The sequence below is a fragment of the Bacteroides sp. ET71 genome (genome assembly GCF_023336905.1).
Taxonomy (GTDB): Bacteria; Bacteroidota; Bacteroidia; order Bacteroidales; family Bacteroidaceae; genus Bacteroides.
In genome coordinates this window covers 1-1694 of sequence record NZ_JAMBLS010000083.1, presented here as the reverse complement: position 1 = coordinate 1694, position 1694 = coordinate 1, and the positions used below count along the sequence as shown (strand labels likewise).

The window sequence follows — 1694 nt, the reverse complement described above, 5'->3', positions numbered from 1 at the left end:
ATTTAGGTAAAAAGTGGTTTGGTTTCACCTTGATGCGTGACATCACGGCAACCGAACTTATCAATAAAATTAAAGAATGATGACTATGGCAGATAATAAAGATAAGAAAGTCCTTAATGTTCCGGCTTTGAGATTCCCGGAGTTTAGTGGGGAATGGAATACTTCTTCCATTGAAGAACAATTTGAACTCTATTCCGGAAACACACCAAGCAGGATGGATAAAAAACAATTTGATGGTACAGTCAACTGGATTACAAGTGGGGAACTCAAAGAGCACTATATTGCAGATACGAAAGAGAAGATTTCAGATGAAGCCGTTAAGAGTAATAATCTCAAACTACTTCCAGTTGGTACATTTGTTATAGCAATATGTGGCCTTGAAGCAGATGGTGTACGAGGAACTTGCTCTATCACGGCAAGTGAATCAACAATCAGTCAAGCATGTATGGCTTTTATATCAAAGAAAGATATTGCAAATGAATTTCTTTATGCTTGGTATAAAAAGCATGGCAATGTCATAGGTATTAGATATGCACAAGGTACTAAGCAACAAAATCTTAGCTATGATATTATTGAGAAATTCAATATATCATATCCATGTATTGAAGAGCAGAAAAAATTGATTCGTTTTATTTCATTGATAGATGAGCGTATCGCTACCCAGAACAAAATCATTGAGGATTTGAAAAAATTAAAGTCAGCCATTGTAGATAAACTCTATTCATCCGCAAAAGGTGAGACTTATTCTTTCCGGCAACTCTTTAAAGTAGTCAATGAGAAGAATAAAAAACTGACCTATTCCAATGTCTTATCGGCCAGTCAGGAATTGGGTATGATTGAACGAAGTGATATAAACATAGACATCAAATTTGAACAAAATAGTATCAGTGAATATAAAATTGTCCGAAAAGGTGATTATGTAGTTCATCTTCGTTCATTTCAAGGCGGTTTTGCTTTCTCTGATAGAACTGGAATTTGTAGCCCAGCATATACAATCCTGCACCCAAACGATTTGGTTGCGTATGGTTATTTGTCTCATTTCTTTATATCAAAGCCGTTTATAAAGTCACTCAAACTTGTTACATACGGTATTCGTGATGGTCGTTCTATCAATGTAGATGAGTGGTTGGATATGACGGTAACACTTCCAACAAAGCGTGAACAGTCACACATTCTTGCAATCATAAATGCAATAGATAACAAATTGCACAATGAAACTCAGATACATAATTATATGTTTCGACAAAGGACATACTTGCTGAAAACGATGTTTATATAAACATATTGCATAATAAATAGTTTCGTTGCATCATCAGACTTTGCATAATGCATTGTTCACAAGACAATTTTAAGGATAACGAGTTGAGAATTTTCGCTATACGTTTTTGTTCGTCTAAATTAGGTATGCGGTGAGTTGTATTAAAAAAATCAATCACAGAAATGTTAAGTAATCCATGATTCCTTGCACCTTCACCTGCTATATCAGCAACACCTTTATCCCACTTCTTGGATTCAAAGTAATGTGCAAGAAAGTCTGCATCTATCTTGCTTGAATCAGGTCGAAAACAGATATACAAAGGGGATAATACGCCTTTATCATACCGTTCCAATCGTTTTATTGCACCCCATGTGTAATCACCCGAATAGCTTTTATTATAGGCAAAATCCCCTTTCTGTAAAAGATAATACCCTTC

At 35.2% G+C, this 1694-nt stretch carries 2 protein-coding genes; one reads left to right on the top strand and one right to left on the bottom strand.

Annotated features, from left to right (window positions below):
* The first annotated feature begins 85 nt into the window (after positions 1-85).
* Complete coding sequence (locus tag M3090_RS15195; protein WP_249057672.1) at positions 86-1279, top strand: restriction endonuclease subunit S; 1194 nt, start codon at positions 86-88, stop codon at positions 1277-1279.
* On the opposite strand, the gene M3090_RS15190 is transcribed toward M3090_RS15195, so the two are convergent.
* On the bottom strand, positions 1272-1694 hold a 423-nt coding region (locus M3090_RS15190; protein ID WP_410553275.1), incomplete at its 5' end, for a restriction endonuclease subunit S. The two genes, M3090_RS15195 and M3090_RS15190, sit on opposite strands and share 8 nt — an antisense overlap.

Bases quoted from the DNA above. Each gene is read 5' to 3' on its own strand.
- M3090_RS15195 (WP_249057672.1), top strand. From the start codon at position 86: ATGGCAGATAATAAAGATAAGAAAGTCCTTAATGTTCCGGCTTTGAGA.